Source organism: Lysinibacillus sp. FSL K6-0075 (genome assembly GCF_038592945.1).
GTDB lineage: Bacteria > Bacillota > Bacilli > Bacillales_A > Planococcaceae > Lysinibacillus > Lysinibacillus fusiformis_F.
The window spans coordinates 3,404,996-3,430,808 of sequence record NZ_CP151947.1; the positions used below are offsets into that span (position 1 = coordinate 3,404,996).

The 25,813-nt window shown below is 38.9% G+C and carries 27 protein-coding genes, 2 pseudogenes and 2 other annotated features; of the genes and pseudogenes, 2 read left to right on the top strand and 27 right to left on the bottom strand.

The window, feature by feature from the left end:
• Window positions 1-92: 92 nt before the first annotated feature.
• Window positions 93-971 (bottom strand): phosphotransferase, encoded by an 879-nt coding sequence (locus MHB65_RS16680; RefSeq protein WP_342443759.1) that lies wholly within the window; start codon window positions 969-971, stop codon window positions 93-95.
• Complete coding sequence (locus MHB65_RS16685; RefSeq protein ID WP_342441092.1) at window positions 961-2,004, bottom strand: LysM domain-containing protein; 1,044 nt, start codon at window positions 2,002-2,004, stop codon at window positions 961-963. Before MHB65_RS16685 ends, MHB65_RS16680 begins: the two co-directional genes overlap by 11 nt.
• Window positions 2,005-2,145: 141 nt before the next feature.
• Here MHB65_RS16685 and MHB65_RS16690 point away from each other — a divergent pair, with 141 nt between their 5' ends.
• On the top strand, window positions 2,146-2,679 hold the full coding sequence (locus MHB65_RS16690) for a transcription repressor NadR (protein ID WP_205444650.1): 534 nt from the start codon (window positions 2,146-2,148) through the stop codon (window positions 2,677-2,679).
• A 161-nt stretch (window positions 2,680-2,840) separates the two neighbouring features.
• On the opposite strand, the gene MHB65_RS16695 is transcribed toward MHB65_RS16690, so the two are convergent.
• The 24 genes and pseudogenes from MHB65_RS16695 to MHB65_RS16810 all read right to left on the bottom strand — a co-directional run bounded on the left by MHB65_RS16695 (window position 2,841) and on the right by MHB65_RS16810 (window position 24,427).
• Window positions 2,841-3,233, bottom strand: coding sequence for a thiol-disulfide oxidoreductase DCC family protein (locus tag MHB65_RS16695; RefSeq protein ID WP_205444651.1), 393 nt, complete (start codon window positions 3,231-3,233; stop codon window positions 2,841-2,843).
• A 21-nt stretch (window positions 3,234-3,254) separates the two neighbouring features.
• Window positions 3,255-4,133 (bottom strand): prephenate dehydratase, encoded by an 879-nt coding sequence (gene pheA, locus MHB65_RS16700; RefSeq protein ID WP_205444653.1) that lies wholly within the window; start codon window positions 4,131-4,133, stop codon window positions 3,255-3,257.
• Window positions 4,134-4,300: 167 nt separating this feature from the next.
• Window positions 4,301-4,756, bottom strand: a complete 456-nt coding sequence (locus MHB65_RS16705) for an ACT domain-containing protein (protein WP_004226679.1) — start codon at window positions 4,754-4,756, stop codon at window positions 4,301-4,303.
• Between the two features lie 24 nt (window positions 4,757-4,780).
• Window positions 4,781-6,070, bottom strand: a complete 1,290-nt coding sequence (obgE, locus tag MHB65_RS16710) for a GTPase ObgE (RefSeq protein WP_205444655.1) — start codon at window positions 6,068-6,070, stop codon at window positions 4,781-4,783.
• A 5-nt stretch (window positions 6,071-6,075) separates the two neighbouring features.
• Window positions 6,076-6,603 carry a Spo0B domain-containing protein gene (locus MHB65_RS16715; RefSeq protein ID WP_205444656.1) on the bottom strand — a complete coding sequence of 176 codons (528 nt, stop codon included), beginning with the start codon at window positions 6,601-6,603 and terminating at the stop codon, window positions 6,076-6,078.
• A gap of 179 nt (window positions 6,604-6,782) precedes the next feature.
• Window positions 6,783-7,082, bottom strand: a complete 300-nt coding sequence (rpmA, locus tag MHB65_RS16720; protein ID WP_205444658.1) for a 50S ribosomal protein L27 — start codon at window positions 7,080-7,082, stop codon at window positions 6,783-6,785.
• A complete protein-coding gene (locus MHB65_RS16725; protein ID WP_205444660.1) occupies window positions 7,079-7,435 on the bottom strand; it encodes a ribosomal-processing cysteine protease Prp in 357 nt (118 codons plus the stop codon). Before MHB65_RS16725 ends, rpmA begins: the two co-directional genes overlap by 4 nt.
• Before the next feature lie 16 nt (window positions 7,436-7,451).
• Window positions 7,452-7,760 (bottom strand): 50S ribosomal protein L21, encoded by a 309-nt coding sequence (gene rplU / locus MHB65_RS16730; protein ID WP_205444661.1) that lies wholly within the window; start codon window positions 7,758-7,760, stop codon window positions 7,452-7,454.
• A 14-nt stretch (window positions 7,761-7,774) separates the two neighbouring features.
• Window positions 7,775-7,852: a sequence feature (ribosomal protein L21 leader region), on the bottom strand.
• Window positions 7,853-7,897: 45 nt separating this feature from the next.
• Window positions 7,898-8,509: a stage IV sporulation protein FB gene (locus tag MHB65_RS16735; RefSeq protein ID WP_342441093.1), complete on the bottom strand. Its 612-nt coding sequence runs from the start codon at window positions 8,507-8,509 to the stop codon at window positions 7,898-7,900.
• Window positions 8,499-9,053 carry a peptidoglycan DD-metalloendopeptidase family protein gene (locus MHB65_RS16740; protein WP_205444665.1) on the bottom strand — a complete coding sequence of 185 codons (555 nt, stop codon included), beginning with the start codon at window positions 9,051-9,053 and terminating at the stop codon, window positions 8,499-8,501. The genes MHB65_RS16735 and MHB65_RS16740 overlap by 11 nt, the downstream gene beginning before the upstream one ends.
• Before the next feature lie 93 nt (window positions 9,054-9,146).
• A complete protein-coding gene (gene minD, locus MHB65_RS16745) occupies window positions 9,147-9,944 on the bottom strand; it encodes a septum site-determining protein MinD (protein ID WP_205444666.1) in 798 nt (265 codons plus the stop codon).
• 1 nt (window position 9,945) lies between these two features.
• A complete protein-coding gene (minC, locus tag MHB65_RS16750; RefSeq protein WP_205444667.1) occupies window positions 9,946-10,614 on the bottom strand; it encodes a septum site-determining protein MinC in 669 nt (222 codons plus the stop codon).
• Between the two features lie 27 nt (window positions 10,615-10,641).
• On the bottom strand, window positions 10,642-11,166 hold the full coding sequence (gene mreD / locus MHB65_RS16755; protein WP_004226656.1) for a rod shape-determining protein MreD: 525 nt from the start codon (window positions 11,164-11,166) through the stop codon (window positions 10,642-10,644).
• Window positions 11,166-12,080, bottom strand: coding sequence for a rod shape-determining protein MreC (gene mreC, locus MHB65_RS16760; RefSeq protein ID WP_205444669.1), 915 nt, complete (start codon window positions 12,078-12,080; stop codon window positions 11,166-11,168). The genes mreD and mreC overlap by 1 nt, the downstream gene beginning before the upstream one ends.
• Window positions 12,081-12,093: 13 nt before the next feature.
• Window positions 12,094-13,113, bottom strand: a complete 1,020-nt coding sequence (locus tag MHB65_RS16765; RefSeq protein ID WP_205444671.1) for a rod shape-determining protein — start codon at window positions 13,111-13,113, stop codon at window positions 12,094-12,096.
• Between the two features lie 580 nt (window positions 13,114-13,693).
• Window positions 13,694-13,846: pseudogene (locus tag MHB65_RS16770) on the bottom strand (JAB domain-containing protein); the annotation flags it as partial.
• Window positions 13,847-13,913: 67 nt separating this feature from the next.
• Window positions 13,914-15,797 carry a reverse transcriptase domain-containing protein gene (locus MHB65_RS16775; RefSeq protein ID WP_342441094.1) on the bottom strand — a complete coding sequence of 628 codons (1,884 nt, stop codon included), beginning with the start codon at window positions 15,795-15,797 and terminating at the stop codon, window positions 13,914-13,916.
• A 568-nt stretch (window positions 15,798-16,365) separates the two neighbouring features.
• Window positions 16,366-16,899 (bottom strand): annotated as a pseudogene (radC, locus tag MHB65_RS16780) (DNA repair protein RadC); the annotation flags it as partial.
• A 33-nt stretch (window positions 16,900-16,932) separates the two neighbouring features.
• Window positions 16,933-17,526 (bottom strand): Maf family protein, encoded by a 594-nt coding sequence (locus MHB65_RS16785; protein WP_342441095.1) that lies wholly within the window; start codon window positions 17,524-17,526, stop codon window positions 16,933-16,935.
• A 98-nt stretch (window positions 17,527-17,624) separates the two neighbouring features.
• A complete protein-coding gene (locus MHB65_RS16790) occupies window positions 17,625-18,269 on the bottom strand; it encodes a hypothetical protein (RefSeq protein WP_205444674.1) in 645 nt (214 codons plus the stop codon).
• 184 nt (window positions 18,270-18,453) lie between these two features.
• On the bottom strand, window positions 18,454-19,704 hold the full coding sequence (locus MHB65_RS16795) for a folylpolyglutamate synthase/dihydrofolate synthase family protein (protein ID WP_342441096.1): 1,251 nt from the start codon (window positions 19,702-19,704) through the stop codon (window positions 18,454-18,456).
• Window positions 19,701-20,981: a folylpolyglutamate synthase/dihydrofolate synthase family protein gene (locus MHB65_RS16800; RefSeq protein WP_342443760.1), complete on the bottom strand. Its 1,281-nt coding sequence runs from the start codon at window positions 20,979-20,981 to the stop codon at window positions 19,701-19,703. Before MHB65_RS16800 ends, MHB65_RS16795 begins: the two co-directional genes overlap by 4 nt.
• Window positions 20,982-21,115: 134 nt before the next feature.
• A complete protein-coding gene (locus MHB65_RS16805; protein WP_205444677.1) occupies window positions 21,116-21,514 on the bottom strand; it encodes a hypothetical protein in 399 nt (132 codons plus the stop codon).
• A gap of 267 nt (window positions 21,515-21,781) precedes the next feature.
• Window positions 21,782-24,427 carry a valine--tRNA ligase gene (locus MHB65_RS16810; RefSeq protein WP_342441097.1) on the bottom strand — a complete coding sequence of 882 codons (2,646 nt, stop codon included), beginning with the start codon at window positions 24,425-24,427 and terminating at the stop codon, window positions 21,782-21,784.
• Between the two features lie 81 nt (window positions 24,428-24,508).
• Window positions 24,509-24,767: a binding site (T-box leader), on the bottom strand.
• Window positions 24,768-24,869: 102 nt separating this feature from the next.
• On the opposite strand from MHB65_RS16810, the gene MHB65_RS16815 reads away from it, so the two are divergent.
• Window positions 24,870-25,064, top strand: a complete 195-nt coding sequence (locus MHB65_RS16815) for a hypothetical protein (protein WP_036124009.1) — start codon at window positions 24,870-24,872, stop codon at window positions 25,062-25,064.
• Here the strand turns inward: MHB65_RS16815 and MHB65_RS16820 are convergent.
• The gene (locus tag MHB65_RS16820) at window positions 25,041-25,715 is read right to left on the bottom strand and encodes a valyl-tRNA synthetase (protein WP_205444680.1); all 675 of its coding nucleotides are present in this window, start codon (window positions 25,713-25,715) and stop codon (window positions 25,041-25,043) included. The genes MHB65_RS16815 and MHB65_RS16820 overlap by 24 nt on opposite strands.
• Window positions 25,716-25,813: the final 98 nt, after the last annotated feature.

Consider the following 25,813-nt stretch of genomic DNA (forward strand, 5'->3'; position numbering starts at 1 on the left):
CGTCTTCGATTATAGCATATAGCGAACGAATGCTCGACAAAAAGTAGCGTCAAAAACGCCGTTCGCAGACAAAAATGACCGCCAAATGACGGTCATTTCTTGACAAATCTATCAATATCGTACCACAGTTTGGGCCAATAGGTGAGGGCTCGTTTTGTAAATGGCACTAAATAATCTAAAAATACTAGCTGTTGCTCTAGTGGTAAATCTATAGCAAAAAGCCATTCTCGTAATAACTCATTCGGATATTTCAAACGATGAAGCTTTCTTTTATCCAGTCGTTTCAGCTCAGGTAACTCTGCAAAAATCTTTCCAAGATCATAATCTACAGCAGGCAACACACGATGTAACCATAAAATATACTCGTCATCCGCTTCACCAAGGTGCGCTAAATCAAAATCAATTAATCGCAATTGTCCATCAGAGCACCATAAGAAATTATGATGGACTACATCCCCGTGTAATAGCGTAATCTCTTTTTCAGGTGCATCTTCTAATGCAATCAATTGTAATGATTTATCACTATAATGCAGTATTTGATCGATTTCTTCTTTCGTTAAAAATGTTCGAAGCTCATTTTTTCTACTTTTAAAACGCATATGACGCATTTGCCATTTTAAAAGCTGTGAGTAGGTATGCAAGCCTGGCACGCGCTGCCAAGCAATTTTTTTATGTGTGTCATGTAAAGCTATTAATAATCTAAGAGATTCCTTACGATCTTTTTTATGCGCAAAGTTAGCACCATGGCTTCCTTCTTGCCACATTTGAACAATTAACTGCTCATCATCGCTCTGAACTAATGGTAAGATCAAAGAAGGGTCCATACGTCCTAACTGGCGATGAATGGTTCTTACCTTCTCCGCAATTTCTACTTGCTTTGCACGTTTGACAAAATAATTATTCGATTGATACTTATATTTCCAAATATTTGGCTTTACCTCTTCTACAATATACGCTTTTTCACCATCGATAAGGCGTCATCCCGCCTGGGAAATAGTGCGGTGACATCCATGGTCCTGCTGCTGATGGACACGGTGGTGGACAATGTGTCGGACATGGGGGTGGCGGACAATGACAAGGGTCCATTTGCCAATTAGGCATCATCATTGGTTGTGTATTACAGCCACAGGAATGACCCATGTTCATATCAGGCATCATCATTGGTTGTGTACCACAACCACAGGGCTGCCCCATATTCATATCAGGCATCATATCCATTTGTGGCTGCATTTGGTGATTTTGTGTATGGAAGAATGGTGACGTGGACTCTAAAAAGTCTTCCATCCCACCCACTTTATGATCTGGCATGTCACAGGACATTGGCTGCTGTGGCATCGTATAATGCTCCACCTGCGGCTGCATTGGCATCGGCCACCACATTTGATGATAGATTGGCTGATGGCAACTTGAACAATGTGGCACGGCAGGCATTTGTGGCATGATATGCATTGGTGGATGTGGTGCTGGTTGTGGCATTGGCATTGGCTTCGGTTTAGCTACAGGTGGTGGTTGCGGTGTAGGTGCTGGCGGTGGCTGTATTTGCACAGGTGGTATTGTAACAGTTTGCTCCATTTGTGGCATCACCAATTGTTGGTGCCAATTCATTTCCACAGGCTGCGGTACCCACATCGGTTGTTGTGGCATCTGCATTGGCATTGGCATCGGTATTGGTATCGGAATCATTTGTGGTTCGGGCATTGGCATAGGAGCTGGTGGCGGCGATACAACCGGCGGTGGTGGCGGCATCGGTCGCTGTACCTCTTTTTTAGGACTTTCCTTCGGTGTCTCCTTATGCACTTGTGTTTCCTTTTTCGGCATTTCTTTATGCGAATCTCTATGCGGCTCTTTGTTTATTTTTTCAGGCAGTATAATTTCCATGCCTGGAACAATATAATCTGGGTTGGCAAGATGGACATTGAGCCGCTTCAAATCTTCAAACGAAATGCCGTACTCTTTCGCAATCTTCCACAATGTGTCTCCCTTTTGAACAATATGAATACGCAATTTTTTCCTCCCTTCCTCTCTACGTATCATATGTTCAATGTTTCATTTGGATACAAAAATTTCAGCAAGTTAGAAATGCTTCATGGTACACTAATTCATAAGGAATACGGATTCCTTTATTACGAGCAGGGGTGATCTCTTATGAAAAAAATGTTAGGCGAAGAACGCCGACTGCAACTATTAGCGCAATTAAAAAAAAATAAAGCACCTATAACTGGGACAGACCTAGCTAAGTTCGCCAATGTTTCTAGACAAGTAATCGTCAATGATATGACTTTATTAAAGGCAAGAAATGAGCCCATTATTGCAACAAGCCAAGGCTATCTTTATATGCATCAGGAACAATTACAGCAAACCGTTGAACGCACATTCCCTTGTTTGCACACATCAGAGCAAACAGAGGATGAATTAATGACGATTGTCGATTGTGGCGGAACCGTCAAAAATGTCATTGTCGAACATCCGATTTATGGTGAACTTACAGCTTCGATTATGGTTTCGAACCGCCATGAGGTGAAACAATTTATCGAACGTGTGAATGCAACACAGGCCAATTATTTATCCGCTCTCACTGGTGGCATCCATCTACATGTCATCACAGCACCCTCTGTTGAAGTTTTAGCCTTAATCGAGCAAGCTTTACAAAAAAAAGGCTACTTAGTGACAGATCAATGAATAGCAAAAGCACCGTCTGAAAAATGCTTTCATACGGTGCTTTCTGTTCTTATTGCGGGTATTATGTTGTTGAGCGCGGGTATTTCACTTCTCTTCGCGAGTATCATGTCCTTAATCGCGGGTATTTTACTTCATTCCGCGAGTATCGCGCCCTCCCCTTTTCAGGAAAGAAATCTTTGCCGTTGAGCAGGTGTAGGCAATAAGCATTCACTTTTTTGCCCAAATAAACGATAGCGATGCTTTGCAAATAAGCGATATAATGCATTGCGTAAAAATGGTGGCACAAGGATAAAGGCGTAGAAGCAAGGCCAAAGTCCATCGAATTTCCTGCATATATTTAATGCAGCCGTAGATTCCACAGATACTTTCCCTTGTTCAATGAGAATCACACTATCTATATTCTTTGGTATATTGTACTGAGCGAGAAGTGCTTGACCAATCTCACTTTGAAGCGAGGCAAATTGAAAATAGCCAGCTTGATCATGTTTGATGATAAATTGAACAGTGCTATCACAAAAATTACAGACACCATCAAATAAAATAATCCCACCCATCACCACTCCTCCTTCCAGCTACTATGCTTCGTCTGATGTTACATAAGTAAAGTAGGTACCCAGTGACTTTACCTTGCAGCCTAGAGCAGCTAGTTCTTCCATTGCCCCACGCATCATCGGTTCCTTTTCATCTGCTAATACATCAATCATGAAGAAATAATCACCAAGTCCTGTCTTTAGTGGCCGAGATTCGATTTTACTTAAATTCAGCTGACGCCATGCAAAAACAGAAAGCACCTGATGTAAAGCCCCTGAACGATCTGTCGGTAAGGTAATCATAAATGTTGTTTTTGCTTGCCCCTCTGATAGCTCTTGTGGCAATCGTTTATTTTGCTTAGACAGTACAAAGAAACGTGTATGATTGAAATGAAAATCATGGATATTCTGTTCGACTATTTCAAGACCATACTTTTCTGCTGCTGCTGCATTGCCGACTGCCGCTATACACTCTTGTGGATTTTCTGATACATATTTCGCTGCAGCTGCTGTAGAAGTTGTTTGATGTAATGGCGCATGACTGAAACGATAAAATAAATATTTATGACATTGAGCTAGTGCATGTGGATGGGAATAAACGCCTTCGATTGCCTGCCAATGATTCTTTTGCGCTTTATTGACCATTAAATGTTGCTGGATTTTCAGCAATAATTCACCCGTCACATAAAGTGTTGCCTCATGGAATAAGTAATCTAATGTTAATGGCACAGAGCCCTCTAACGCATTTTCGAGTGGTACGACAGCTAAATCGACCTTTCCCTCTGCAACAGCCTCTATACATTCTGGAATCGTTGCACACGGTACAAGCCACTCATTTGGAAAGATAGCCTTTGTTGCTAAGTATGTAAATGATGCTTCTGGTCCTAAGTAGGCAATTCGATTTTCCCATTGTTGCTTTGTCATTGCAAATACCTCCTTTATGGCACAATAAGGAGCAGTCCCTCATGATCAATCACTTTTGGGACAGCTCCTTACTTGAGCTTCTTTATCGCATTTTTACCCTATTGGGCTTATTCAACACGATGCTTGTCATTTTGTCAAAAATTAAAGGATTGAACACTACACTGTGATTATAATGCTCCAGAACTAATCACTTCCGCTGATTCCACAAAATCTAAGCGCTTTAATTGCTGGATAAGATCATCAAGATCACAGGTCATGCTTGTTACATCTAAAGACAATGTAACATTCGCACGCCCCTGAATAGGGATTGTTTGATGAATCGTCAATACATTACAATGTGTAATTGTCACAGTTTCTAAAAGCTTGGCAAGTGTTCCTTTTCTGTCTTGAAGCTGTAAAAAGACTGTTAAAATGCGTTCCTGCACAATTGAATGAAAAGGAAAAACCGCATCACGATATTTGTAAAACGCACTTCGCGATAAATCCACCTGCTTTACCGCATCCCAAATGGAAGATACTGAACCACTTGATAGTAAGTGTTTCGCCTCCAAAGTTTTTTGCATTGCATCCGTTAAAACATCCTCACGAACTAAATAATATCGCTGATTCGCAACATTCTTCATACGCTTCCCCCTAAAACTCATGTCTTAATCGACAAATTCAAATTCAAACTCTTGTAGGCGTACTGTATCGCCATCCTGTGCTCCACGCTCACGCAGAGCCTCATCCACACCCATTGCACGCAATTGACGAGCAAAACGACGAATACCATCTTCACGGCTGAAGTCTGTCATTTTAAATAAACGCTCAATGGCATAACCACTAATAATAAATGTACCGTCATCTTCACGAGTGATTTCGAAATCTTCACCTTTTGCCTCATGCTTGTACATAACCGTTGCATCTGATTGTTCCTCTTCTTCATCATATAGCGGGAATTCAGGCGTTACTTCTAGTAGATCTGCAATGGCAAACAGTAGCTCTTTTAACCCTTGACGTGAAACAGCAGAAATTGGGAAGATTTGAACGTCTTCTCCTACCTTCTGACGGAATGCTGTTAAGTTCTCTTCTGCATCTGGCATATCCATTTTATTGGCTACGATAATTTGTGGACGCTCTGTTAAACGAAGATTATATTGTTTTAGCTCTTCATTGATTGTTAAATAATCTTCATATGGATCGCGGCCTTCCATTCCTGACATATCAATAACATGGACAATAACGCGTGTACGTTCAATATGTCGTAAAAATTGGTGGCCTAATCCAACCCCTTCATGTGCTCCCTCAATAAGCCCAGGTAAATCTGCCATTGCAAAGCTTCGATGATCATCCGTTTCAATCATGCCTAAGTTCGGTACAATTGTTGTAAAATGATATGCACCAATTTTTGGCTTAGCAGCAGAAACTACTGATAAAAGCGTTGATTTACCAACACTTGGGAAACCAACTAACCCTACATCTGCTAAAACTTTTAACTCTAATATAACATTTAAATCTTGTCCTGGCTCACCTTTTTCAGAAAGTTCTGGCGCTGGGTTGGCAGGTGTAGCAAAGCGAGAATTACCACGTCCACCTCGGCCTGCTTTCGCAATAACAGCTCGTTGCCCATGCTCGACTAAGTCAGCAATAACGGCATTTGTTTCTTCATTCATAACCACTGTACCTGGTGGAACTTTAACAATTAAATCTTCCGCATTTTTACCGTGCATGCCTTTACTCATACCATGCTCGCCACGCGGTGCTTTGAAATGGCGTTTATAGCGGAAATCCATTAACGTTCGTAAGCCTTCCTCTACTTCAAATACGACATTACCGCCATGTCCACCATCTCCACCAGCTGGACCACCATTCGGTACAAATTTTTCTCGACGAAAGGCAACCATGCCATCTCCGCCGTCGCCACCTTTAACATAAATCTTTACGTGATCGACAAACATTTAATTCACTCCCTATTTGCACTCAAGACATATTGCCAGCGTGTAGTTGTCTGCTCAATTGTTTGAATGTCGAATTGTTTCAAACCTTTTTCGGTGAATGCATCAGCACTCCATAACCCATTTAGCGTGAATGTCACGGCAAATGTATGATCGTCAACACGTACATCAAGCGTTAGGATCTGCTCTGTAAATGGATCTAATGTATCATAAACATGCATAACTGTTTTGTTTAAATAATCTACAACTTCCTGATCAATCTCATTGGTCACAGGCTTTTTTATCTCACCATTTAGCTTCCACGCTAATGATGGATAACGCCATCCTGCTGTTTGTAGCCACTCAATTGTTTGGGGTAATTGTAGTCGATTGAGGATAGAAAACACTCGTAATTGTTCTGAATAATGTTGAATAAGTTTCTTCGATTCGTCGATTCTACCTAAATCTAAATTCATGCGAATCAGTTGCAGTTGATTCACATAATCATGATTTGCAAAACGTAATACTTCACTAATGGTTAGTGATTGATTGTTCATCCCATTCACTCCAATAAAGTTATCCTTACTAGTATAACAAGTTTTGCTGTATTTTTCCCTTAATTCTTTAATCAATTATACCTTGGCGTCATTGCGTCTGAAATCTGCTTTGTTGAAATTTAGCCAAAAAAAGGACTGCAATAAATGCAGTCCTCCGCTTTATGTTATCTTATAAAAGATTAAGCTTCTTGTGTTTCTGGGTATACAGATACTTGTTTGCGATCGCGACCTAAACGTTCGAATTTAACAACGCCGTCAACTTTAGCAAATAGTGTATCGTCACCACCACGACCTACGTTTGTACCTGGGTAAATTTTTGTACCGCGTTGACGGTAAAGAATTGAACCACCAGTTACGAATTGGCCATCAGCACGTTTAGCACCAAGTCGTTTAGACTCAGAGTCACGTCCGTTTTTAGTAGAACCTACCCCTTTTTTCGATGCGAAAAGTTGAAGATCTAATGCTAATAATAATTTCATCGAGTTCCACCTCCTACTTGGTTGTAGTTGATTTGGATGTATTGTCCGTAATTTTGCACCATAGAATACACTTGGGCAGTCATTACTTGAACAATTAACTGTAGTTTTGCATCTACTTCAGGTTCTAAATCTGATGGTAGATTTACCTTGAGATAGCCTCCACCTTCAGCAGCTTGTTCGATTTCGGGTTGAATTTGTAATAATGCGTAAATAGCATTTACTGTACCAATGGCAATAGTTGATGCTCCTGCACATACTAAATCTTTACCAGATTCATCGTAACCAGCATGTCCTGAAAATTCGAATGCTGACACATGTCTATTTTCATCGTGATGAATCGTAACTTGTATCATTCGCTACACCTCACAATTAAGCGTTGATTGCTTCAACAACTAATTTTGTGTAAGGTTGACGGTGACCTTGTTTACGACGGTAGTTCTTTTTAGCTTTCATTTTGAAAACAACGATTTTTTTCGCACGGCCTTCTTTAACAACTTTAGCTGTTACAGTAGCGCCTTCTACGAATGGAGCGCCAACTTTAACGTTTTCGCCACCTACGAATAAAACTTTATCAAAAGTTACAACCTCGTCAGCTTCTACGCCTAATTTCTCAACATAGATTTCTTGACCAGCTTCTACTTTGACTTGTTTACCACCAGTTTCAATAATTGCGTACATTTTACTGCACCTCCTCTTAGACTCAGACTCGCCTGTGTTTTAAGGTGATCTTATCAGATACTTAAACCTTTACAGAGCGGTTGTAGTAGCACGGGTGCTACAAACAATAACATTAAAATATTACCACACGATTTTTTTTAAGTCAATCTATTCATAACATATTTTTCAAAAGCAACTCGATATTTTCGATAACGCCATTCTTTCAATACTTGCAACCAAATGAATAAATTTATGATGGCTAAAAAAATAGATTGTGGCAAGAACTTGAAAGTGACTAGTAATAGTGTTGTAGCAATGATGAAGGATAACCAATAGTATAGCTCAACCACTTGGGCTTTTGGATATTTTAAAAATAGCCAGGCTAACAAGATCCTCCCACCGTCTAACGGTATGATGGGTACAAGATTTACAGCCAATAACACGAATTGTACATTTATAAGTTTCATAGCGAGTAAATCAGGCATAAAAAAAGCGAGGCCAATCCCAATAATGGTAGCGATTGGTCCTCCTAATGCAATCCATAGGAGTGACGAAGCTTGCACAACCGCTGGATTTTCAAATTGAATTTCTCCCCCATATGGTGTAATAACGCAGGATTTCACCTTCACTCCACACAATACTGCCGCAATTAAGTGACCAGCCTCATGCCATAGCAATGAAAATAAAATAATAGCGTAATATGCTAATTGGCCACTAAAAATCATGACAAATACAAGAGGGATACACAGAAGATGTAATTTAATTCTCATTGGTCTCCGTCGTTTCAAGCCATTGTACAATTTGCTCTAAATCATAATGAGCATCTCCCTTTTCAATGGACACATAAAGTTGACCCGCTTCTTTCATACCAATTAAATCATTTGCTTGAATAGATGTATAGGGTAGTTGGGCTAAACTATCTAACATACCATAGGATACCGTTGTACCATCCTCATAGCTGATCGTCATGGTCTTGCCTGTGTACTTTGTATGGCCAGTAAAAACGACTAATCCATTCTGCCCCGCATAGATGGGTAAGCCTACATCATACTGCAATAGATAGCCTTCTTTGAATACTTGGGCATTCGCAAATGTTAAAAGATCTGCTTGCCCTACATCACTAGAAACCATGATGGTCTCTTTTTCTTTTTCAAACCAACTTTGTCCGAGCTCACTTAAATACGTTAAATCAGCAGAGGTTGTCACAAGTTTTCGAACAGGTGTATCTACGACGCCTTGATCCTCTAAACGAATTACAAGCATAATCGCCGCCACAAGAAGTATCGTGACGAACCATTTCCATTTTTTAAACAAGCCCTCATCCTTTTTTCCTCACTATATGAGATTGCATGTCCAAACATGCACAAGAAAAAACCTTCCCGTACGATTGCACGAAAAGGTTTTAATTTATTTTGAAAAAAGGGCTTTAAGTTTTGAAAACATCCCTCTTTGCTCATCGTGAATAGCCATCAATGGCACAGACTCACCAAGGATACGACGTGCAATATTTCGATAGCCTAATGACGCTTTATTTGAAGGGTCCATCACAATTGGTTCACCTTTATTAGAAGATGAGATGACACCCTCACTGTCTATAATAATGCCCAATAGATCAATCGATAAATGAGTTGTAATTTCGTTGACATCCAATGTGTCACCATTCTTCATCATATGTTGTCGAATACGATTAATGATGAGTTTAGGTGCTGTGATCTCTTCCTGCTCCAGTAAACCAATAATACGATCTGCATCACGAACAGCAGAAATTTCAGGTGTTGTGACAACAATCGCATGATCTGCACCAGCAACAGCATTACGATAGCCTTGCTCAATTCCAGCAGGGCAATCGATTAAAACATAATCATAGTCTCTTTTCAATTCCTCTACTAAGCTCTTCATTTGCTCAGGGGTAACAGCATTTTTATCTGTTGTTTGAGCAGCAGGTAATAAAAATAGTTTCTCATCTACGCGCTTATCCTTAATCAATGCTTGATGAATTTTACAGCGTCCTTCCACCACATCAACCAGGTCATAAATAATACGATTTTCCAGGCCTAAAATCACATCTAAATTACGTAGGCCAATATCTGTATCCACTAAACATATTTTTTTACCTTGTAGAGCCAATGCAGTCCCAAGGTTAGCCGCTGTCGTTGTTTTACCGACACCGCCTTTACCTGAAGTTATGACGATCGCTTCTCCCACACTAGCTTCCTCCCTTAGACACATTTAACAATGGTCGAATATTTTTTAAGGCATGAATTTGATCGTACGTAATGCGTCCATCGTAGCCAATAAATGCACAAGTCATTTCTACTTGATTTAACGCTTTTACATGTTCATCTGACATTGCCTGCACTTGATCGGCAATCATGATATGTGTGGCTTCAAATCGAGATGCTGCAATGATTGCTTCTTTATTGCCTTGCACACCAGCATGTGCAATCCCTTTTAGTCTACCTAGGACATATACATTACCTCCAGCCTCAACACGACCGTTTGGATTCACATTTCCTATGATGGTAATGTCCCCTGATGAACGCAGAACTTGTCCTGACCTGACCACTCCTATATATGTATCTTGTTGACTTTCAAACATCTTCTGGTTGCTTTCGTGGACAGTCAGTACTTCACTTTGCACCTTCGATACAATAAGCTGCTCTGTTTCTTCTATAATTTTTATAAGTTCTTTTAATTGTTCTTCAGTACAGTATCGATAGCCTAAGTATAATTGTACATCAACTTTACCATCGATACCGCCCTCTAAAACTTTATTCTTTAATTCTTCCACTAGCTCACCATACGCACATTGGTCGTCTAGGCGTAGTACAAAACCGTCCTTCGTTCCCTTCATATTAACTAACTGTTTTTTCATGAATGCCTCACCTCACGTTGTTCTTTGTTAAGAAACCTCACGTGCTCTCTGTAAGACACGCGCATTAATTAGATACTTGAAGGCCCACCCAAGAATCATTAAAAATAAAGCATTGGCAATGATTGTTGGTAGTAGTCGTGAACGTAAGAAATCCGCTAAAGGAATTGCTGTAAAATCGATTAGGAAAAAGAATTGATAGAGAATAAATTCTAAAATAGCTACTAGCACAACTGAAATTGTGGTTGTTACAACTAAGTGCTGATGTATAACTTTCACGATAGACCCTGCTAAAAAACAAATAAGTGGATAAAGTACTGAATATAATCCAATAATATCAATGTAAAACACATCATACAAGACACCAAAAAAAAGTCCATACATTACCGCTCGTTGACGGCTGTAATAGATGGATATAAAAATTAGGTATAAGATTAAAAAACGCGGTACCAGAAAATAGACTTCCCCTTTAATTTCAATCGGGGAAAGCATGGCAAATTCTGGTTCTAACAGGAATAGTAATACCGCCACAGAGGGGATGAGAAATCGAACCATCACTCCGCCTCCTCTTCACTCGCCTCTTGCGGATTCGATAAATCCTCATTCGTTGCGTTGCCATCTGATCCATCAATACTTGTGGATGTTCGCTGTGCAATCACAACATGCTCTAAAATTGAAGAATCAGCAGATGGTTTGACATAAGCCATTTTTGTTAAACCAAAATCATCTGTACTAACCTCCGTAATTACTCCAATCGGCACTCCCTTAGGGAAAATACCACCAAGACCTGAAGAAACTACTTGCTCGCCTACTTTAACCTTCATGCTAGAATCGATTCGCTTCATAATGAGTTCATTACGTTCTTCATCAAAGCCCTCGATTAAACCGTATGCTTCTTTTTCTCCAAGCACCATCGCAGAAACACGATAGTTTGGATTATTTGTATATAAAAGCTCTACCTCAGATGTGAAAGGTGTAACTAGTGTAATTTTCCCCACTAAGCCTTTCGCCGTCATAACTGCCATGTTTTTTTTGACGCCATGAGAAGACCCTTTATCTAAAATGATTTTCTCTTCCCACTGGTCAGGATTTCTAGCAATCACTGTTGCTTGAATTGGATTAAACGCCTTTAAGCTCTCGGTTTTATCCAAAAGCTCTCGAAGCTTGTTATTCTCTGATTTTAAATCCGTAGCCTCAGCTTGTACAACTGCAAAATCTTCTAAGCGTGCTTTTAAACGTTTATTTTCTTCGTACGTGTTTAAGAGGGAGTCAATACTATTAAAAATACCATTAATATAATTCGCCGGCTTCGCAACAAGCGATTGTGCGACGCCGACAGTATCTTTAATAATTTGCTCTGGTAAAGTTGCATTCGTCCGATCACGTAATGAGAAGCTAATCAATGCCACAAGAAAAACCATGCCTACGAGCAGCAAAATTACTTTCTTATTGAAAAAAAAGTGTGGCATTGCCTAAACCTCCTTACCCTTTAACTTGTTGTTGACGAATTAAGTCGATATGATCTAAGGCCTTACCTGTACCTATTGCTACACAGTCTAAAGGATCTTCTGCGATAAATACTGGCATATTTGTTTCTTGGCTAATTACTTTGTCTAAATTTGTTAATAGGGCACCACCGCCAGTTAACACGATACCGCGCTCCATTACGTCAGCAGATAATTCAGGAGGTGTTTGTTCTAATGTTTTTCGAACACCATCAATAATAGAGGCAACCGCTTCACGCAATGATTCAGAAATTTCCTGTGAAGAAATTTCGATTGTTTTCGGTAAACCTGTTAACAGGTCACGACCTCTAATATCCATTCGTTCTTCTGGTCCTTCTGCTAATGCCGTACCAATTTCCATTTTTACGGCTTCCGCTGTACGTTCACCAATTGTTAAATTATACGTTTTACGAATATACGAAATGATGGATTGATCCATAGCATCTCCACCAACACGTACCGATTCACTCGTTACAATACCACCTAAAGAAATAACGGCTACTTCTGTTGTACCCCCACCGATATCAACAACCATTGACCCAGTAGGATCCCATACAGGAAGATTTGAACCGATTGCTGCTGCAAATGGCTCTTCGATTGTGAACGCCTCTTTTGCACCCGCTTGTCGTGCAGCATCAATAACCGCACGTTGCTCCACTGATGTAATACCATAAGGCACACAAATCATGACATTTGGTTTTTTCCAGTTACCTCCGGAGTTTTTACATGCTTCTTTTAAATAATACTCGATCATTGCTGTTGTAATATCAAAGTCAGCAATAACGCCATCTTTCATAGGACGAATCGCTACGATTGAGCCAGGTGTACGACCAATCATATTTTTCGCATCATTACCAACAGCAACGATATCCCCTGTTTTTGTATTTTTTGCTACAACTGAAGGTTCACGTAAAACGATTCCCTTTCCTTTAATAAACACTAATGTATTCGCTGTGCCGAGGTCAATCCCGACATCTTTGCTTCCTAGTCCAAACAAATTGTGTACTCCCTTTCTATATAAGCCATACTTTCGTTGACATCCAATATATTTGACATCAATGTATAGGAATTTGAATTGTGTAAATACACAATTGACTCCTTTCAAAGTCCATAACACCTGTCAAAATTTTTTATCTTCATCAGCTGGTGATATACACCTTGAAAAAAATACACACTCATTCACCTCACCACCATTTTCGATGGGAGTCTTTCCTGAATAAAGATAAAATTCATACCGTTCATTATAACGGAAAAACGCAAGAATTTATAGTATCACATACTTCATCTCACAGAAAAGATACTATTTTAATTCCCTCTTAAACTAAAAATAGTACGTATAGATTAGCATATAATTTTTATTCCCATAAGACAATGTGTATCAGGCTACCAATTTTTGTGAAGATAATTGCATTTCTATGAATACATTAACGATATGTAAGGAAAAAGGTTCGCCAATATACCACAAAAAAATACAAAAATTTTATGACAAGATAATTAATAATACCATGATAGATAAATGAATCTTCTATACAACAAAACAGATTCATCATAAAAAACTCTGCATATTGTATGCAGAGTTAAAAATACCCTTTTTCTTTTAAACTAATATATTGATGATCACCGATGATAACATGATCAATTAACTCAATCCCTATAATATAACCAGCTTCAACAATTCGCTTTGTTACTTCAATATCCTCTGTGCTCGGTGTTGGCACGTTGGGTAGAGAAAATGCGCCGTACTATGTTGCCATAGTCGATTTCACAATCCCCCCCACAGAACCGTACGTACACCTTTCAATGTATACGGCTCGCCAGTTGTTCAATCGGAATGCGTTTTTCATGATGCATGTGATGACAATCATAACAGAGTACAATTGTCTTCCTATTTCTTTCTATCATAATCTTGTCTAAATACTTTAAGTTTTTCTTGTTTTTAAGGTCTTTTAATTTCCGTACATGATGTACTTCCATTTGCCCTTCTGTTTTTCCACATGCTTCGCATTTATTTGCAAGTAAGCGTTTTTCAAATTCTGTCCTCGCTGAGTATTTTAGCGTGTTTGGGATATTATCCATCTCGCTATTACTAGTACGTATAGCTCCCTTTGGTTTAGGCATATCTTTTAGCTTCACAAACATATAAGCAACTTCTTCGCCCTTTTTGTTCTTTGAAACGATTGAAAGCCTTCCTTGTTCATGCTTTCTCATACTAGTTGCGACTTTTTTTGATGTGCTTCTTCTTTTAACAGCTAACGTCTTAATAAAACTACTTTCAGCTAGATAGAATAGCTTATCTAAGTGATGATAATTATTCGCTAGCTTGTAGTAATTTGCTATGCCTCGTAATTCTGCATTGTAGGTCATTAATATTTCTAATTCCGAATTGTTAAGCAGTTTGTTTCGGTGAGTAATTTTAAAATTTTCTAAATTACCATATCCATTTTTTATTGCGTATGCATATATCTTTTTCGTTGGTATTTCTAACTTAATTGCACCAGAGAGTGTACGTTTCTTTATAGGATGTTTGTGATTTTTGTATTGAACACGGGTAATTTTTTCTTGATTCCATGTTTTGAACTCGTAACCTAGAAATGGGACACCTTTTTCAAGGTGTGTTATAACCGTTTTTTCCTCACTTAATTCTAATTGAAGCTTATCTAATAAAAAATCTGTGACTATTTGTTTTATTTGTTTTGCATCATTTTTAGAACTAGCAATTCCAATAACGAAGTCATCTGCATAACGAACATATTTCATTCTTCGATAATTTTCATCCATTGGATCAACTGATGAAATTGTTAATTGTTTAGCTTTTAGAATACGCAATTCTTCAACTAGGTCGTTTCTTTCTAGCCAATCCTTATGCTCGTATCTTAAATCTAAACGTTTAACTTTATTTTGAATTGTTCGGATGTGTCCACGGATTGCAATCCATTCTTTATTACGTTCACGAAGTTTACCTTTTTCAAATGCTTGCATTTCTTTTTCCATGAATATATCTAGTTCATGAAGGTATATATTTGCAAGTAAGGGGGAAATGATTCCTCCTTGTGGTGTTCCACTAAAGGTCTTTTCATAACGCCAGTTTTCCATTACACCACATTTTAGCGCATTGTGTATAAGTAATAGAAATCTATGGTCATCAATTTTTTGAGCAATTAGTTTTAACAGCGTATTGTGATTAATATTATCGAAAAACCCTTTAATATCACCTTCAACACACCATGTCAAACCTTTCCACGTGTTTTTAATTTCAGATAAAGCTGTATGACAACTATAGTTTGGTCGGAATCCATGCGAATGTTTACTAAAAATCGGTTCATAAACTTGTTCTAAAATCATTCGCATTACTTCTTGAACTAATTTATCTTTAAAATTTGGTACACCCAAAGGACGTTTCTTTCCATTTGCTTTGGGAATGTAAACCCTACGCACAGGAGAAAAGCGAAATGTACCTTCTTTTAATTCTTCAATTATCTGTTCAATTTTCCCAAGACTGAAGCCATCAATTGTTTCCTCTGTCGTGCCTTTCGTTAGATTGCCCGCATTTGGGTATAACTTTGCATATGCTTTTATCCATAAATCTTTATGGTATAGTAATCGGTAGCAGTCTTTTATTTTTCGATTATGATATGAAGCATTCCTTATAACGTCTAACTGCTGAAATGGATTTTTTGCCATATTCATGACTCCTTTCTTTGTTAACGTTAAAACAACCTGTCTTCCTTTCCCATGCTAAACTCATTACAAGCAAACGTTGGGTACTATGAAGACTCCGTTACCATATGTGATTTTCAAACTTCTACACGTTATAGCCACGAAGGCATTCACACTTAGGTAATCCCTGTATTACACATAAACTTAGATACGTGATGGTTAGGTATCCCTTTCGACATTTTCCTTTTATAAAGGATTGAAGGACAAATCTCACTATGGACAAGAAAGTGGCGTATTCTAATAGACACTCTGACTCTGTGTCTCCCATTTTATCCTCATTACCTAATAACTATCGTAGGTAACGGCGCACCCATCGCTCATCTGTCTAGGATTCAGGCAGTATAGCTTTTACCATACATCACTTGGTCTGAAGGACTGACTCGACTCTGATAGCTTTGTCGTCTTTCCCCCTTTTCACGTCATGCTATGTTCCCTCTGTGAGTTTCCTCTCAAGGTAAGACGCTGACCATAGAACGTTGTGAGAAGTTCTAATTTCCCTTAGGAAACACTAAGTTTACGCACATTACAGGCGCACCCCACTCGGATGATTGTGAGCGCATATAATAGAAGCCGCAGATCTTTTGACAGCTTCTCGATAGATTTCCCTAGGATGAACGATGGAGGCGTTTAAACTGCCAATAAAAATCGTCTGCTTATGAATAATTTGATTTTTAATATTTAAAAAAAGAACAACAAAATGCTCCTGGTTAAGCGAAGTCATATCAGGCATTAAGTATGTTGCTGCATCTTGTGGAGAACGTATCGTAAATTTCTCATCATTATGTTTTTGGGCCAGTCTTCTACCAAGTTCAATGGCAGCTATTAATTGAATGGCTTTTACCTCACCTATTCCTTTAATAGCCATCATTTCTTCAATGGTTGCGTGCTTCAGATGATGAAGTCGTTCAAAAACATTTAAAACCCTATTTGCGAGAACAAGCACAGATTCTTCCTTTGTGCCTGTCCTCAATAAAATCGCGAGTAGCTCTTGATTGGATAAACTTTTAGCCCCTTGTCGTAATAATCGTTCACGGGGGCGATCCTCAATATTGACATCACGTATCATCAAAGTTGGTAAAGCGTCTTCAAGCAAAAATATTCACTCCTTCGCAAATTGGACTATCTGTAGATCTACCAATTGCGAAAACAAAGCTGCAAGTGGTAGACCTACAACATTGTTATAATCTCCTTCAATTCGTTTAACTAATAGTGTACCGATCGTTTGAATGCCATAACCGCCCGCTTTATCAAAAGGATCTCCTGAATCTACATAAGCTTCTATTAGTTCCTGCGTTAGACGGTGGAAAACAACTTGGGTCTCTTCTACAAAGGTCGTTTCCTTTCCATTCGGTTCAATTATAGCGACGGCTGTCATCACACTATGTTTGTTATTTGACAAACGTAATAAGTGAGAAATAGCCTCCTCACGTGTTTTTGGTTTATGTAGTAGCTCTTGATTGTAAACTACGATTGTATCTGCACCAATAATCGTCGCATTCGTTGCTTTTTTGGCTACATCACGCGTCTTCAATAAAGCTACTTCTTTTACATAATCCTGCATTGTATGAGCTTGTACACTTGTTTCTTCCACTTCACTTGTTAAGACTTCAAATGGAAGTGCTAACATGTTAAGCAATTCCTTGCGCCTAGGGGAAGCAGAAGCAAGGACAAGCTTATGATTTGTTTTCAACATTATCTGACCATTCCTCCTTATCCTTATGATACAAAAGAATGGACAATTTGAAAATTTTCAAAAAAACAAGATAATGATGATTCCGCTAACATTTATGGTTAAAATTTCACCTGAAGACACGTATTTTTAGATTGATAATGGGCAAAAACATGCAAACGAATGATGTTAACATCGTTGGAAATAGTAGAGGCAGCTGCCCCAATAGACTGCCAATCTTCAGGGAGCGTTGAATCCTTACCATTTTCCTTAAAATTTAATTTTGAGGCATTTTTATCTGCTAAAGCAGCTGGTATCTCTGCAAGGGTCGGTTCTTTACAGCTTTCACCGCTGACACTAAACGCCTTTTTAAAGGTAGCAGGGTCCTGTAAAAATTGTAGCTGGCTTTCTTCCGTCACCATGCTTGTCCATACGTAAAACTTGTCATCAACTTGAACAATCGCGCTCTCTTTTAAGGCAGGATACTCAGCAACAAATGAACTAGCGCTCTCATAGTTTGAATACACGCCAGCTTGGCTAGCATAAAACATCGGTGCATTAGATGTATTGGTTGTCTCACCGGCAGTTGGAATCGTTTCTGTTTGTGATTGATTATTTGCCACTTCACTACCATTTTTATTTAAAGGTAACTGTGTACTGGCTTGTAAAACGCCCAAAAAAATCGCTACACCTAATAGACCAACAAATCCACCAATAATCATTGCTCGAAATATTTGTTTTTTCATCACATGACTTACAATTTTCATTCAACTATCACCTCATCCTTCCACCTATCTATGCACTAGTAACGTTGCCAACATAATATGATATAAGTATATGTAGATTCCGAAGTGTAAATGCGAATTTATTATTTTTTGATACGGAACTCATTACAATCTAAATTTGCTACCATAAAAAAACTAGGACTCGCTATCAAGAGTCCTAGTCTTTTCATTCTTTTAATCTATTACGAACCTCTGTTAATAAATATAACGAGCCTGATACAATTGTTCTTTGCTGTCTATGTGATTGCGCCTGTATAAAGGATGCATAATCAACTAAGGTTGTTTTTGATGTTGCATGAGAAAGCTTGAGCATTTGTTGAGCTGTCATTGCACGAGAATTATCAAAATCCACGAAATAAAAATCATCACTCACCTGCTCTAAAAGTCGAAGAATCTGCTGAACATCTTTATCTGCTAGTATGCCAATAACAAATGTTATCTGCTCATTTGGATACTCACTTTGAATCGTTTCTACTAATTTTTCGGCACTCGCAGGATTATGTGCGCCATCCAAAATAACGAAAGGCATTATTTCTTCAAAACGTCCTAAAATAGAGGCCTTTTGCACAGCTTGACGAATGGCAGTTTTATCCGTAGACACACCTAATACTGATGCCACTTCCAAAAATGCAGTAATGGCGAGTGCCATATTATTCGCCTGATGCGCTCCCTTCATAGAACGTGTTAGTTTTGCTATTTGAAACTGCTGTACGTCATTCGTATAGCTTTCTCCATCAGTTGCTTGCTCAATAGCAAAATGATGATTTAATGCAAATATAGGGGCATTTTTTTGAGTGGCTACGTCATCAACAACACGCTTTGCTTCATCTGGCAAATCACCCATAATGACTGGCCGTTGTTGTTTAATAATACCTGCTTTATGGCGTGCAATGCTTTCAAGCGTATCCCCTAAAAACTTTGTGTGTTCTAAAGCTATGCTTGGGATAATAGAGACAATGGGTGTGACCACATTTGTGCTATCCAGTAAGCCGCCCATTCCCGCTTCAATCAGTGCAATATCTACTTGGCCATTCACAAAATGTAAGAATGCTGCCACCGTCAGTAATTCAAAATCTGTTAGTTTGCCACTAAGCCCAGCTTCACGCATCTGTTGAAACACTCGATCCATTTCAGCTTCTGTTATAGGTTGACCAGCTATTTGAATTTGATCATGAACATCGACGATACATGGTGACATAAATTTGCCCACGCGTAAGCCATGTTCTTGCGCAATTGCCTCTAGAAACGTTAAAGTAGAGCCTTTCCCGTTTGTACCAGCTAAGTGGACGACACGCAAAGTTTGCTCAGGATTACCTACTAATGATAAAGCCTCTTCAATTGCTGCAAGACCTGGTTTAATCACATCATCACTTTTGACCTGCCATTTCTCTTTATAATAATCAAAGTTTGGAATCATTGTCCTTCCTCCTGTAGCCACTGTCGAGCTTCTGCTATAAAGTATAAAGAGCCTGTAATGACAACAATATCCTCTTCATGGCGTTCTTGTAATACGGTTTGAAGACTTTTTAGCCATTCTTTATGATGCGTTTTATTCGCATGCGTCGACAACATCGCTAAGCTTTCAGCAGGCATTGCATTCGGTAGGTTTATTTCTGTAAAAGCGATGGAGGTGGCAACAGCATCCATTAGTTCTATACTGTTGGCATGATCCTTATCTGCTAATGCAGCATAAATAAAACGATATTTATTAGTTGGGTAGACGTTTTTTAGTGTTTGGATAAGAGCAGCTGTGCCCTCGGAATTATGAGCACCATCTAGCACAATACGATTCGGCCTTTGCTCGAAGCGACCTGCCCATTGCGCACATTGTAGACCTCGATGAATTGAATCATCAGAGATTGCAATTGCCCCCTTCTCCCGTAACGTTAGCATTGCCGTGATAGCCAGACTTGCATTATTCATTTGATGCGAGCCAGCCATTTTTAAGGGCACATCCCTCATCAAGACATGGTCCTTTTCATATGTAAAGTGCTGATTGTCAATGCTTTGCCAACTATTTGTCACCGTAAAATCCTGCCCCAAAACAAAGCATGATGCATGTCGTTCCTCTGCAGTGGCTTTAATGACAGCCAATGCTTCCTCATTGTTAACGCCTACAACAACCGGGATGCCTTCTTTGATGATGCCAGCTTTTTCAGCGGCAACCTTTGCGAAGGTATCACCTAAAAAGGCTGTATGCTCTAGCGAAATCGTTGTAATAATAGCTACAATCGGCGTTACGACATTTGTCGCATCCAAACGTCCTCCAAGCCCTGTCTCAATAAGCGCTATATCTACTCCTTCATGTGCAAAATATTGAAACATAATCAGTGTAACTACCTCAAAAAAGCTTGGAAAATCGCCATTGTAGTGCTCTTCTATAATTTTTGCAAGTTTATTGAAGTAGTAAAGAAATTGCTCATCCGAGATTTGGTGGCCGTTAATGGTCATCCGTTCATTGACTCGCTCTAAATGTGGGGACGTAAATGCCCCTACAGTGTAACCTGCATGTTGTAGCATTTCTCTTAATGCGTTCACCGTAGAGCCTTTACCATTTGAGCCTGCTACATGGATTACTCGTAGTTTGTTGTGAGGTTCATCTAAATGTCCTAATACTTCACGCATAAGGACAAGTGGCGCACGTTTATGATCAACTGCTTTTAATGTAAAAATAAATTTTGTACATTCGTTCATTGTGTTAAACAAAATAAACACTCCCTCTTACTGCAATATCTTTATTTTAGTACAAGTAACGTTTAATAACATAGCAAAATGACAAAATACAAAAAACACGCAGCTAGCGACTGCGTGTTCGTACTAATATTAGATTAGTGTACCTTGTGAGCACCTAATAAAGCACCCATATTGTTTAAAATAGTTTTTGCATCACTATTTAATAACGGATGAACATCTGGACGTTGCACTAATTCAAAAGCGTTTTTTAACGTTCTTTTTAACATAGATATATCAAAGTCTGAGCAATACTCATTTATTTTTTGGATCGTTAATAAATCGGTCCTTGATAATTTAGCGCTATCCTGTTGAGGATTACTATTTGCTAATATGTGCTTAATAAGGACGCGACCACTTGTATTTAATAAACGATAATACTTTGCTTCTGATAATTTCAAGAGATTCGTTTCGATCAATACTCTCGCGCTTACAAAGTCTAATTCATCACATGCTTTGTTGACTTTTGTAATAATAGTTGCAATATTTCCTGACATTCTCAACACCTCCATTGACTCTTATTTTCTTTCATTAAAAAGACTGTCTATTTAAAAAAATATCCATTCACACAATCTTAGCTTTGGTTTTTCACGGCTAAATAATATGAAATTAGGTTTTGTTTCCTACTAGTGTAGTGCCAATTATCATCTATTAGACTAATTTATTTTAAATAATACTATATATTTTTTCCTAAAACAATGCATATCTTTAGATCCATAAAAAAAAAGCAATGGATGACTTTTTCGCCATCCATTGCTTTATCTTTACATATTTTTCAATTCATCTAAACGTTTTAAAACAACCGCATGCTTGCTTTCGTAATCTGCTAATTTTTCACGTTCTGCATTGACTAACGCTTCCGGTGCTTTCGATACGAACTTCTCATTCGATAGCTTACCTGTAACAAGCTTCACTTCTTTTGCCCATTTTTCTAATTCTTTTTCAAGGCGAGCAATTTCTTCCTCTAGATTGATCAGTCCAACAAGAGGTAGGAAAACCTGTGCTCCTGTAACAACAGCCGTCATCGATTGACCTGGAGCCTCTAAACCTTCACCAATTGTTAAAGTGTCAGGATTACAGAATTTTTCTAAATATGCTTGATTCTCTTCGAGTACAGCTGCTGTTGCCGCATCTTTCGCTGAAATAAACAACGGTACTTTTTTGCTCATTGGCGTATTTACTTCCGCACGAATATTACGTACTGAACGTATAATATCCATTAGGAGCTTCATATTATCTGCTTCATCTGCAAAATGAAGATCTGTGCGTACTGTTGGCCATGCTGCCACTGTAATAGATTCACCCTCGTGTGGTAAGTGCTGCCAGATTTCTTCTGTAATGAAAGGCATAAATGGATGTAATAGACGCATTGTTTGATCTAGTACGTAAGCTAAAATAGAACGAGTTGTCTTTTTAGCTGCTTCATCCTCTCCGTAAAGTGGTAATTTTGCCATTTCAATATACCAAGAACAGAAATCATCCCAAATGAAATTGTACAATTCACGACCCACTTCACCGAATTCATAACGCTCTGCAAGAGAAGTTACTCGTTCAATTGTTTCATTTAAGCGTGTTAAAATCCATTTGTCAGCAACTGATTTTTCACCAGTTAAGTCGATCTCATCATATGTCATACCATCCATATTCATAAGCGCAAAACGTGATGCATTCCAAATCTTATTGGAGAAGTTCCATACTGCTTCTACTTTTTCAGTTGTATAGCGTAAATCTTGACCAGGTGATGAACCAGTAGCTAAGAAGTAGCGTAATGAATCTGCACCGTATTGTTCAATAACATCCATTGGATCAACACCATTGCCAAGTGATTTACTCATTTTACGTCCTTCACCGTCACGTACTAAACCATGAATGAGTACATCTTTAAATGGACGTTGCTCTGTAAACTCAAGGCCTTGGAAAATCATGCGAGATACCCAGAAGAAAATAATATCATAACCTGTTACTAAAGTACTGGTTGGATAGTAACGTTTAAATTCTTCATTTGCTTCATCCGGCCAGCCCATTGTAGAAAATGGCCATAGTGCTGAAGAGAACCATGTATCTAGTACATCTTCATCTTGCGTCCAGTTTTCTGCATCAGCTGGCGCTTCTTTACCTACGTATATTTCGCCTGTTTCATTATGGTACCAAGCTGGGATTTGATGGCCCCACCATAATTGACGAGAAATACACCAATCACGAATATTCTCCATCCAGCGAGAATATGTGTTTTCAAAACGAGCAGGAACAAAGTTTACTTTCCCTTCTTCATCCTTTTGTAGCTCTAGGGAAGCGTCAGCAAGTGGTTGCATTTTAACGAACCATTGTGCTGAAAGGTATGGCTCAACAACAGCACCAGAACGTTCAGAGTGTCCTACTGAATGCATATGCTCTTCAATACGAATTAACACGCCTGCTTCTTGTAAATCAGCAACGATTTGCTTGCGGCATTCAAAGCGATCCATTCCTTTATATTTACCAGCAAGATCATTCATTGTGCCGTCTTCATTCATTACTAGAATACGCTCTAGATTATGACGATTACCAACTTCAAAGTCGTTCGGATCATGGGCTGGTGTCATTTTTACAACCCCAGTACCAAATTCCATATCAACATAGTCATCAGCAACAATCGGGATTTCGCGACCTACAATCGGTAAAATAACGGTTTTACCAATTAAATGCTGGTAACGCTCATCGTTCGGGTGAACAGCTACCCCAGAGTCACCAAGCATTGTTTCGGGACGTGTAGTAGCAACTTCTACATAGCCTGAGCCATCAGCTAATGGATATTTCATATGATAGAAGGCACCTTGCACATCCTGATAAATTACTTCAATATCAGACAATGCTGTTTTCGCCGCTGGGTCCCAGTTGATGATACGCTCACCACGGTAAATTAAACCTTTTTCATATAACTGAACAAAAACTGTTTTTACCGCATCTGAAAGGCCTTTATCTAGTGTGAAACGTTCACGCGTATAGTCTAATCCAAGACCAAGCTTTGCCCATTGATCACGAATATGTCCAGCATATTCTTCTTTCCATTCCCATGTTTTTTCAAGGAATTTTTCACGTCCTAAATCATAACGTGTAATATTATCCTCACGCAGCTTTGCTTCTACTTTTGCCTGTGTTGCAATACCCGCATGATCCATACCAGGCAACCAAAGGGCATCATAACCTTGCATGCGTTTCATACGAATGAGGATATCTTGTAATGTTGTATCCCAAGCATGACCAAGGTGTAATTTACCTGTTACGTTTGGTGGTGGAATAACGATTGAATAGGGTTTTTTCCCACTTTCAGGCTGTGCCTCGAAAAACTTCCCTTGTAACCACCATTCATAGCGACCAGCTTCAATGGACTGTGGGTCATATTTAGTTGGCATTGAAATGTTTTCTGTCATATTGACTCCTCCTATTGTTTGAAAACTGTTGGTAAAGAAATGCTGTTCATTTTTTTACCCAATAAAAAAACTCCTCTCGTCTAAAAGGACGAAGGAGTTTTAGTTCGCGGTACCACCTTTAATTCCAGCAGTGGTTAAGATAAATGTTAAATGACACATTTTCTCAGCCTTCCCTACTGGCTCTCAATTCGGTAACGGTGTTTAACCGGCTTTAACTACTATTAGTTCACTAAAGCTGCTCAAGGGCTACCTTCAATTCAGTACAAATAGAAACTTCTCAGCTACCGTTTCCTCTCTGAAAATGTAGACAAAATTTACTCTTCCCTATCATAGCATCTGTATTTGATTTTCCTTATTGTACCGCAGGATCGTGTCATTTTTCAAGTGATTTAGTCATCTTTTAGTAAGAGGAAAGTAAATAGAAAAGGAAGTGACAATTCAAATGCGTCGACGCAAGTATAACCCTTGGCTTTTACCACCTTGGCTACGGCAAGTTCGTTTTTATTGCAGAACCATTATCGTGCCGATTTGTGCTTTTCAGTTTATCCGTGTCATTATTGTGCCAACATCAGGTGATTTAGTCTTCTTATTACTCCTGCTACTTCTCTGCTATTTACTTTTGAAAGACATCATTTGAAACACGAACTTTAAGCGGTGTATATTCTTCTGTTAGATCCCAAATCATAGAAGGCACTTCATGCCAAGTACTGGATTCACGTACAACAATATGGCTTGAGGATTCTCTCAATACAGCTTTTTGGTCAACTGTTGTAGAGTTCTCTTGGCGTGAAGCTGCTGCTACTGCGGCAGGTTGTTTCACTTGAACACTTTCTTCGATTACTGCCATTGTTTCCTCTTGTTCGAAAGCATGGGTTGATAAGTGTGGATTGTCTAACATATTTCTTTCAACAACAGGTTCATATTCATTGAAAGCACTTGTGACTGTCCACTCAAGCTGACACATCTGATTTGCCAGACTAGGGCGAATATCCTTGACCATTAAATCTTTGACATCCGATTCTTTTGGTAAATCAACATGTAAAGGTACGGCATACTCAAAATAACCAGTATCTCCTTGGATATCAAGGGCATCAATTGTAATTAAATCTTCATTATCTGTAAATGCTTGCATATCTTGAAAATCAAAGCGAACGTGTGCGGTGATATGATAGATGCCCATAAGTCGAAGTGAATCCTCTAACTGCATTGCCTGCCACTGAGGCTTAATTTGTACAGCTGCTATTTCTGTTGGGCAGCCGTATCCAGGAAAACAAAATGTTTCGCGCATATTCCAAGTTTTGTGTTCGATAATAATCCCTCCCTCTGCATCATATGACGCTTGGAAGGATAGTATGCTAGGGTGTTTCAAGTTGAACAGAGTTAAAA

Bases quoted from the DNA above. Each gene is read 5' to 3' on its own strand.
- MHB65_RS16790 (WP_205444674.1), bottom strand. From the start codon at position 18,269: ATGAAAATTGTAAGTCATGTGATGAAAAAACAAATATTTCGAGCAATG.
- MHB65_RS16800 (WP_342443760.1), bottom strand. From the start codon at position 20,981: ATGAACGAATGTACAAAATTTATTTTTACATTAAAAGCAGTTGATCAT.
- obgE (WP_205444655.1), bottom strand. From the start codon at position 6,070: ATGTTTGTCGATCACGTAAAGATTTATGTTAAAGGTGGCGACGGCGGA.
- MHB65_RS16715 (WP_205444656.1), bottom strand. From the start codon at position 6,603: ATGAACAATCAATCACTAACCATTAGTGAAGTATTACGTTTTGCAAAT.
- MHB65_RS16810 (WP_342441097.1), bottom strand. From the start codon at position 24,427: ATGACAGAAAACATTTCAATGCCAACTAAATATGACCCACAGTCCATT.
- MHB65_RS16815 (WP_036124009.1), top strand. From the start codon at position 24,870: ATGCGTCGACGCAAGTATAACCCTTGGCTTTTACCACCTTGGCTACGG.
- MHB65_RS16705 (WP_004226679.1), bottom strand. From the start codon at position 4,756: ATGAAGAATGTTGCGAATCAGCGATATTATTTAGTTCGTGAGGATGTT.
- MHB65_RS16785 (WP_342441095.1), bottom strand. From the start codon at position 17,526: ATGTTGAAAACAAATCATAAGCTTGTCCTTGCTTCTGCTTCCCCTAGG.
- rpmA (WP_205444658.1), bottom strand. From the start codon at position 7,082: ATGAAATTATTATTAGCATTAGATCTTCAACTTTTCGCATCGAAAAAA.
- MHB65_RS16775 (WP_342441094.1), bottom strand. From the start codon at position 15,797: ATGGCAAAAAATCCATTTCAGCAGTTAGACGTTATAAGGAATGCTTCA.
- rplU (WP_205444661.1), bottom strand. From the start codon at position 7,760: ATGTACGCAATTATTGAAACTGGTGGTAAACAAGTCAAAGTAGAAGCT.
- MHB65_RS16735 (WP_342441093.1), bottom strand. From the start codon at position 8,509: ATGAGAATTAAATTACATCTTCTGTGTATCCCTCTTGTATTTGTCATG.
- MHB65_RS16805 (WP_205444677.1), bottom strand. From the start codon at position 21,514: ATGTCAGGAAATATTGCAACTATTATTACAAAAGTCAACAAAGCATGT.
- MHB65_RS16795 (WP_342441096.1), bottom strand. From the start codon at position 19,704: ATGATTCCAAACTTTGATTATTATAAAGAGAAATGGCAGGTCAAAAGT.
- MHB65_RS16695 (WP_205444651.1), bottom strand. From the start codon at position 3,233: ATGGGTGGGATTATTTTATTTGATGGTGTCTGTAATTTTTGTGATAGC.
- MHB65_RS16820 (WP_205444680.1), bottom strand. From the start codon at position 25,715: ATGCGCGAAACATTTTGTTTTCCTGGATACGGCTGCCCAACAGAAATA.
- mreD (WP_004226656.1), bottom strand. From the start codon at position 11,166: ATGGTTCGATTTCTCATCCCCTCTGTGGCGGTATTACTATTCCTGTTA.
- MHB65_RS16725 (WP_205444660.1), bottom strand. From the start codon at position 7,435: ATGATACAAGTTACGATTCATCACGATGAAAATAGACATGTGTCAGCA.
- minC (WP_205444667.1), bottom strand. From the start codon at position 10,614: ATGAAAAAACAGTTAGTTAATATGAAGGGAACGAAGGACGGTTTTGTA.
- pheA (WP_205444653.1), bottom strand. From the start codon at position 4,133: ATGACAAAGCAACAATGGGAAAATCGAATTGCCTACTTAGGACCAGAA.
- mreC (WP_205444669.1), bottom strand. From the start codon at position 12,080: ATGCCACACTTTTTTTTCAATAAGAAAGTAATTTTGCTGCTCGTAGGC.
- MHB65_RS16690 (WP_205444650.1), top strand. From the start codon at position 2,146: ATGAAAAAAATGTTAGGCGAAGAACGCCGACTGCAACTATTAGCGCAA.